Origin of the sequence: Candidatus Frankia alpina (genome assembly GCF_902806485.1) — a bacterium.
Lineage (GTDB): Bacteria > Actinomycetota > Actinomycetes > Frankiales > Frankiaceae > Frankia > Frankia alpina.
Window position 1 is genome coordinate 1 of record NZ_CADCWT010000237.1, and the last position, 7,046, is coordinate 7,046.

5 protein-coding genes are annotated in these 7,046 nt (G+C 72.0%); all 5 read left to right on the forward strand.

Annotation, left to right across the window (positions count from 1 at the left end; genetic code table 11):
- Positions 1–153 precede the first annotated feature (153 nt).
- The 5 genes from G6R25_RS19490 (at position 154) to G6R25_RS19510 (ending at position 7,029) form a co-directional block, all read left to right on the forward strand.
- Positions 154–828 (forward strand): hypothetical protein, encoded by a 675-nt coding sequence (locus G6R25_RS19490; protein WP_235949134.1) that lies wholly within the window; start codon positions 154–156, stop codon positions 826–828.
- A 173-nt stretch (positions 829–1,001) separates the two neighbouring features.
- Positions 1,002–2,912 carry a methylmalonyl-CoA mutase subunit beta gene (locus tag G6R25_RS19495; RefSeq protein WP_163554111.1) on the forward strand — a complete coding sequence of 637 codons (1,911 nt, stop codon included), beginning with the start codon at positions 1,002–1,004 and terminating at the stop codon, positions 2,910–2,912.
- Entirely contained in the window at positions 2,912–5,161 is a 2,250-nt protein-coding gene (scpA, locus tag G6R25_RS19500) for a methylmalonyl-CoA mutase (RefSeq protein ID WP_163554112.1), read from the forward strand. Before G6R25_RS19495 ends, scpA begins: the two co-directional genes overlap by 1 nt.
- Positions 5,162–5,203: 42 nt before the next feature.
- Positions 5,204–6,226: a methylmalonyl Co-A mutase-associated GTPase MeaB gene (meaB, locus tag G6R25_RS19505; protein WP_163554113.1), complete on the forward strand. Its 1,023-nt coding sequence runs from the start codon at positions 5,204–5,206 to the stop codon at positions 6,224–6,226.
- 209 nt (positions 6,227–6,435) lie between these two features.
- Complete coding sequence (locus G6R25_RS19510) at positions 6,436–7,029, forward strand: DUF262 domain-containing protein (protein WP_235949136.1); 594 nt, start codon at positions 6,436–6,438, stop codon at positions 7,027–7,029.
- Positions 7,030–7,046 lie beyond the last annotated feature (17 nt).

Sequence of the window (7,046 nt, forward strand, 5' to 3'; positions counted from 1 at the left end):
ACATTCCTCACAACCTAGAGTAACCAGTCAGCACGGAAAGTGACCTTCGCGCGGCCCTGCGTGACGCAGGGCGGTCCACTCCTGCCGGTGCTTTCCGACGGCGACGCATGCCCGGGGGTATTCGCGCGGCCTCCCTTTCCCCTGTCGGCGCGCGTGGGGGCGGCACTTGTCGGCCGCCCCCACGCGGTGGTCTGCGGCATCACCGCCGTCCGGCTGCTCGGTTTTCCCGGTGGGGAGCCGGAGAATCCGGCCGAGCCCGTGCACCTTCTGCTGCCGCCTCGGCTCACCAGGGCGCAACCGCGGGGAATCCGGCTGCACTTCACCGAGCTGGGCCCCGACGAGCAGGTCGACCTGGCCGGGATCCCGGTGACCTCGCCGGCGCGTACTCTCGCCGATCTCGTGCTCGCGGCGCCCCACCGGGAGGCCGCCGTCGCCGAGATAGACGCCGTCCTGCGCAGCGGGGCCGTGCCGAACCTGCGTGCGGCCCGCGAGGCGGCGGCTGGTCGGCGGGGCTTCCGGCCGACGCAGGACTGGTGGCCGCTGGCCGATGGGCGGGCCGAGTCGGGGCTCGAGACCTGGCTGCGGCTGATGCTCGTCGACGCGGGGCTCACGCCACCCCAGCTGCAGTGGCCGGTCCGGGACGCCAGCGGCCAGTCGACCGCGCGGCTCGACCTGGCCTGGCCGGAGCACCGGCTCGACGTCGAGGCCGACACCTACATCACAACAAGCTCCGCCGAGGCCTTCCACCTGGAGCGGCTGCGCGGCAACCTGCTCGCCGCCCTGCGATGGACGGTGCTGCGGTTCAGCGCGCTCGACGTCGCCTGGTAGCCGGAGCGGATCGTCGCAGCCGTCGAGCGGGTCCTCGCCGGCCCGGCCGTGCGGGATCAGGAGGAACTGCAGGCCTCGTGAACATTGCCACCATCCGCACAAAGGCGGGCAAGGACTTGTGACAGGAAGTACATTCCAAGCCGCCTGGGCATCCCACGCCTACGATCCGGAACATGAGCGTTCCAACGGCCGGGCTGTCGCTGGCCGCAGACTTCCCGGAGGCCACCCGCGCCGAGTGGCAGAAGCTCGTCCTGGGCGTCCTGCGCAAGTCCGGCGTGGCGACCGAGGCGACCGCCGCCGACGAAGTCGAGGAGCTGCTGGCGACGCAGACCTATGACGGTCCGCTGATCCGACCGCTCTACACGGCGGACGACCTGCCGGCCGGCGGCGTGGGACTGCCGGGCCTCGCCCCGTTCGTGCGGGGCGGCCGGCCCCAGGGCGCGGGCGCCACCGGCTGGGACGTCCGCGCCCTGCACGCCGGTCCCGACGCGAAGCTCGCCGCCGAGGCCGTTCTCACCGACCTGGAGAACGGCGTCACCTCGCTGTGGCTGCGTCTCGGTCCCGGTGGGCTGCCGATCGACGCCCTGTCCACGGTGCTCGGCGAGGTCTACCTCGATCTGGCCCCCGTGGTCGTCGACGCGGGCGCGCAGACCCAGTCCGCAGCCGAGGAGCTCTTCCGCCTCGCCGCCACCCGCGGCGTGCCCGGCTCTGCGCTCGCAGGCAGCCTCGGCGCCGATCCGATCGGCCTGGCGGCCTGGTCGGGCCTGCCGGCGGACGGCCCGACCGGGCTCGTCGAGGCGGCGGCCCTGGCGGCGCGCTGCGTCGCCGAGTTCCCCGGCGTGCGCGCGCTCGTCGTCGACGCCCAGCCCTACCACCGCGCCGGCGGCAGCGACGTCGAGGAACTCGGCGCGTCGCTGGCCACCGGGGTCGCCTATCTGCGCGTGCTCACCGACGCCGGGCTGAGCCTGCCCGAGGCCCTTGGGCAGGTGGAGTTCCGCTACGCCGTCACCGCCGACCAGTTCTTCTCCATCGCGAAGCTGCGGGCCGCGCGCCGGCTGTGGTCGCGGGTCGCGCAGGTGTGCGGGGCCGAGCCGGCCGAGCGTGCCCAACGTCAGCACGCGGTCACCTCGGCGCCGATGATGACGCGGCGCGACCCCTGGGTGAACATGCTGCGCACCACCCTGGCCTGCTTCGGCGCCGGCGTCGGCGGCGCGGACGCGGTGACGGTCCTGCCGTTCGACACCCGCCTCGGCCTGCCCGACGACTTCTCCCGGCGGATCGCCCGCAACACCCAGACCCTCCTGCAGGAGGAGTCGAGCCTGATCCGGGTGATCGACCCGGCCGGCGGTTCCTGGTTCGTCGAGTCGGCCACCGCCGAGCTCGCCGAGGCCGCCTGGGCCTGCTTCACCGAGATCGAGCGAGCCGGCGGCATCGTCGCAGCCCTGCGCTCCGGTCTCGTCGCCGAGCGGATCGCGGCCACCTGGGCGACGCGCGCCGAGGCGATCGCTCATCGCCGGGATCCCCTCACCGGCGTCAGCGAGTTCCCGAACCTGGCCGAGACCCTCCCCACGCGGGCCCCGGCTTCGGCTGAGCCGCTCGCGGCCACCACGGGCGGCACCCCCGGCCTGCCCGAGATCCACTACGACGCCGACTTCGAGGCGCTGCGGTCATGGACCGACGCCCACGCCGCGGCGGCGGCCCGCCCGGTGGTGTTCTTGGCCACCCTCGGCAGCGCGGCGGCGTCGACCGCCCGCGCCTCGTTCGCCGCGAACCTGTTCCAGGCGGGCGGGTTCGAGACCCCGACGTCCGGCTCGGGCACCGACCCGGCCGTGATCGCGGCGGCCTTCGCCGCCTCCGGCGCCGCGGTGGCCTGCCTGTGCTCGGGCGACAAGGTGTACGCCGAGCACGCCGCCGGAGTGGCCCGGGCGCTGCGCGACGCGGGCGCCCGTCAGGTGTGGCTCGCCGGCCAGCCCGGCTCGCGCGCCCAGGCCGACGCCGAGGCGGGCATCGACGGGTACGTCTTCACAGGATGCAATGCGGTCGCCGTGCTCCAGGCGTCGCAGGCCGAGGCGGGAGTGCGCTGATGTCCGTGGACAGTTCGAACCGGCGCGCCGCGGCCATCCCGGACTTCTCCCAGGTGGAGCTCGGCGGCCCGCCGGCCGGCGCGGACACGCCCGAGGCCGCGTGGCGCACCGCGCTGGAGGCGGCGACGGGCAAGGACGTCGACGCCCTGACCTGGGACACCCCCGAGGGCATCGCGGTCAAGCCGCTCTACACGGCCACCGACACCGCCGGGCTCGACTTCCTGCGCACCTACCCGGGGATCGCGCCGTTCCTGCGCGGCCCGTATCCGGCGATGTACGTCACCCAGCCGTGGACGATCCGCCAGTACGCCGGGTTCTCCACGGCCGCGGCGTCGAACGCGTTCTACCGGCGCAACCTGGCCGCCGGCCAGAAGGGCCTGTCGGTCGCCTTCGACCTGCCGACCCACCGCGGCTACGACTCGGATCACCCGCGGGTCACCGGCGATGTCGGGATGGCCGGTGTCGCCATCGACTCCATCCTCGACATGCGCCAGCTGTTCGACGGCATCCCGCTGGACCGGATGAGCGTGTCGATGACCATGAACGGCGCGGTGCTGCCGGTGCTCGCGCTCTACATCGTGGCGGCCGAGGAGCAGGGGGTGGCCCCGGAGCAGCTCGCCGGGACCATTCAGAACGACATCCTCAAGGAGTTCATGGTCCGCAACACCTATATCTACCCGCCGCAGCCGTCGATGCAGATCATCTCGGACATCTTCTCGTACACCTCGCAGCGGATGCCGAAGTTCAACTCGATCTCCATCTCCGGTTACCACATGCAGGAGGCCGGCGCGTCGGCCGACCTGGAGCTCGCCTACACCCTCGCCGACGGCGTCGAGTACATCCGCGCGGGTCTGGGGGCGGGCCTGGCGATCGACGCGTTCGCCCCGCGGCTGTCGTTCTTCTGGGCGATCGGGATGAACTTCTTCATGGAGGTCGCCAAGCTGCGGGCGGCCCGGCTGCTGTGGGCGCGGCTGGTCAACCAGTTCTCGCCGACGAACTCCAAGTCGCTGTCGCTGCGTACCCACTCGCAGACCTCCGGCTGGTCGCTGACGGCCCAGGACGTGTTCAACAACGTGGTGCGCACCTGCGTCGAGGCGATGGCCGCCACCCAGGGCCACACCCAGTCGCTGCACACCAACGCCCTCGACGAGGCGCTGGCGCTGCCCACCGACTTCTCCGCCCGCATCGCCCGCAACACCCAGCTGCTGCTGCAGCAGGAGTCCGGCACCACCCGGGTCATCGACCCGTGGGGCGGCAGCCACTACGTCGAGCGGCTCACCTACGACCTGGCCCGCAAGGCGTGGGAGCACATCAGCGAGGTCGAGGCATCCGGCGGCATGGCGCAGGCCATCGACGCCGGCATCCCCAAGATGCGCATCGAGGAGGCCGCCGCGCGCACCCAGGCGCGCATCGACGCCGGCCGCCAGCCGCTCATCGGCGTGAACAAATACCGCGTCGATGCCGACGAGGCGATCGAGGTCCTCAAGGTCGACAACTCGGCGGTGCGCGCCGAACAGATCGACAAGCTGCGCCGGCTGCGCGCCGAGCGCGACCCGGCCGCGGTCGAGGCGGCGCTGCACGCGCTCACCGCCGCCGCCGACGCCGCCCGCGACGGCCGCCGCGGCCCCGGCCTGGAGCAGAACCTGCTGGCGCTGGCCGTCGGCGCGGCCCGCGCCCAGGCGACCGTCGGCGAGATCTCGGATGCGTTGGAGAAGGTCTACGGGCGCCATTCCGGCCAGATCCATACCATCTCCGGGGTGTACCGAGATGAGTCGGGATCCGCCGGGAACGTCGCCGCCGCCCGCGAGGCCGCCGCCGAGTTCGAGCGCCAGGAGGGCCGCCGGCCGCGCATCCTGGTGGCGAAGATGGGCCAGGACGGCCACGACCGCGGCCAGAAGGTCATCGCCAGCGCCTTCGCCGACATCGGCTTCGACGTCGACGTCGGCCCGCTGTTCCAGACGCCCGCCGAGGTCGCCCGCCAGGCCATCGAGGCGGACGTGCAGATCGTCGGGGTGTCGTCGTTGGCCGCGGGGCACCTCACCCTGGTGCCCGCGCTGCGCGAGGAACTCGCCGCGCTGGACCGCTCCGACATCCTCATCGTCGTCGGCGGCGTCATCCCCCCGGGCGACTTCGACGAGCTGCGGGCCGCCGGGGCGGCGGCGATCTTCCCCCCGGGAACGGTCATCGCCGACGCGGCGCTGGAGCTGCTGGCCACCCTGTCGGCGCAGCTCGGCCACTCCGCCGCCTGAGCCGGCCCGAGCTGTGGCATCTGCGGCCTGCACGCCGAGACCATCGTGACCTGGCACATCGATCTGACCGAATACGCGGACGGCGTGCTGGCCTCGTCGCGGACCTGGATCGCGCGGGCCATCACGCTGGTCGAGTCCAGCCGGCCGGATCATCGGGAGCTCGCCCAGCAGTTGCTGGTGACCCTGCTCCCGCACGCTGGTAAGGCCCGCCGGGTGGGCATCACCGGGGTTCCCGGGGTGGGCAAGTCGACGTTCATCGACGCGCTGGGCACCACGCTGACCGGGGGGGGCCACCAGGTGGCGGTGCTCGCCGTCGACCCGTCCTCGACGCGGACGGGCGGCAGCATCCTCGGCGACAAGACCCGGATGGCCGCCCTGTCGGTGGACCCGGCGGCGTTCATCCGGCCCTCGCCGACCGCGGGCACCCTCGGCGGGGTCGCGAAGGCCACCCGGGAGGCGATGGTCGTCATGGAGGCGGCCGGCTACGACGTCGTCATGGTCGAGACGGTCGGCGTCGGCCAGTCGGAGACGACGGTGGCCGACATGGTCGACACCTTCCTGTTCCTGACCCTGGCCCGCGCCGGGGACCAGCTGCAGGGGATCAAGAAGGGCGTGCTGGAGCTCGCCGACGTGATCGCGGTGAACAAGGCCGACGGCCCGCACGAGCTCGACGCCCGCCGCGCCGCCCGAGAGCTCGCCGGGGCGCTGCGCATGCTGCAGGGTTCCTCGGGCCCGCGCGACTGGAACACCCCCGTACTTACCTGCAGCGCCATCGAGAGAACCGGCCTCGACACCGTCTGGGCGCAGGTGATCAAGCATCAGGACACCCTCGACGCCTCCGGCGAGCTTGCCGCCCGCCGCCGGCGCCAGCAGGTGGACTGGACCTGGGCGATGGTCCACGACCGGCTGCTCGCCGAGCTGCGGGCGCACCCGCGCGTCCGGGAGATCGCCCCCGACCTCGAACGCCGTGTCCGCGACGGCACGCTCACCCCCGCCCTCGCCGCCGACGCGATCCTCACCGCCTTCAACGAACCCGCGACGGACTCCTCCGCAGTATCGACCTGAGCTCTGGAGTGCGGACCCCGCGGTAGCGGTCCAGGTCCTGGCAGGGCGAAGGGCGACGGCGGCCACTTGCTGATCGGCGGCCACTTACTGATCGGATAGAGTCACCGCGTGCAGCGACGGCCTTGCCAGTGGTCTGTGGATGCTCGGGGGCCGGTGCCGACATCTCGCCGAACGCGATGGCCGACAATGGGACGGTGCATGTGGAGCCGATGATCGCGATCGTCGAGTACGAGGGCAACGTCGCGCTGGACGTCGAGGAGGAGCAGGACAGCGAGTTCCAGGACGTCGACCGCCCCTGGAAGCCGGAGAGTATTCGGGTCGCTACGAAGACCTTCTCGCTGCGCAACATGCTGGACGCGATCGACGAGGGCTCGCTCGATCTCGCGCCCGACTTCCAGCGTCTCCAGGTCTGGAAACCGGTGCAGAAGGCCCGGCTCATCGAGTCGGTGCTGCTACAGATCCCGCTGCCGGCCTTCTACTTCGCTGAGGACCGGGACGGCACGCTTCGGGTCGTCGACGGCGTCCAGCGGCTGACCACCATCCATGACTTTGTTCGTGGGGGTTCTGGCGGCTCGGGAGGATTTTCCCTCGAGGGGTTGGCATATATCGACGATGTGACCGGCAAGCACTTCGAGGAGCTGCCCGCGCTCTGGCAGCGCCGGCTGCACAACACGCAGATCGTGGCCAACGTCATCGATCCGTCGACGCCGCGACCGGTCATGCTTGATATTTTCAAGCGCATCAACACCGGCGGGACTCCGCTCAGTGAGCCTTTCCCGGTAACGTTTTGTCGCTTTGCGTGACATCAATGTGGTGTTGG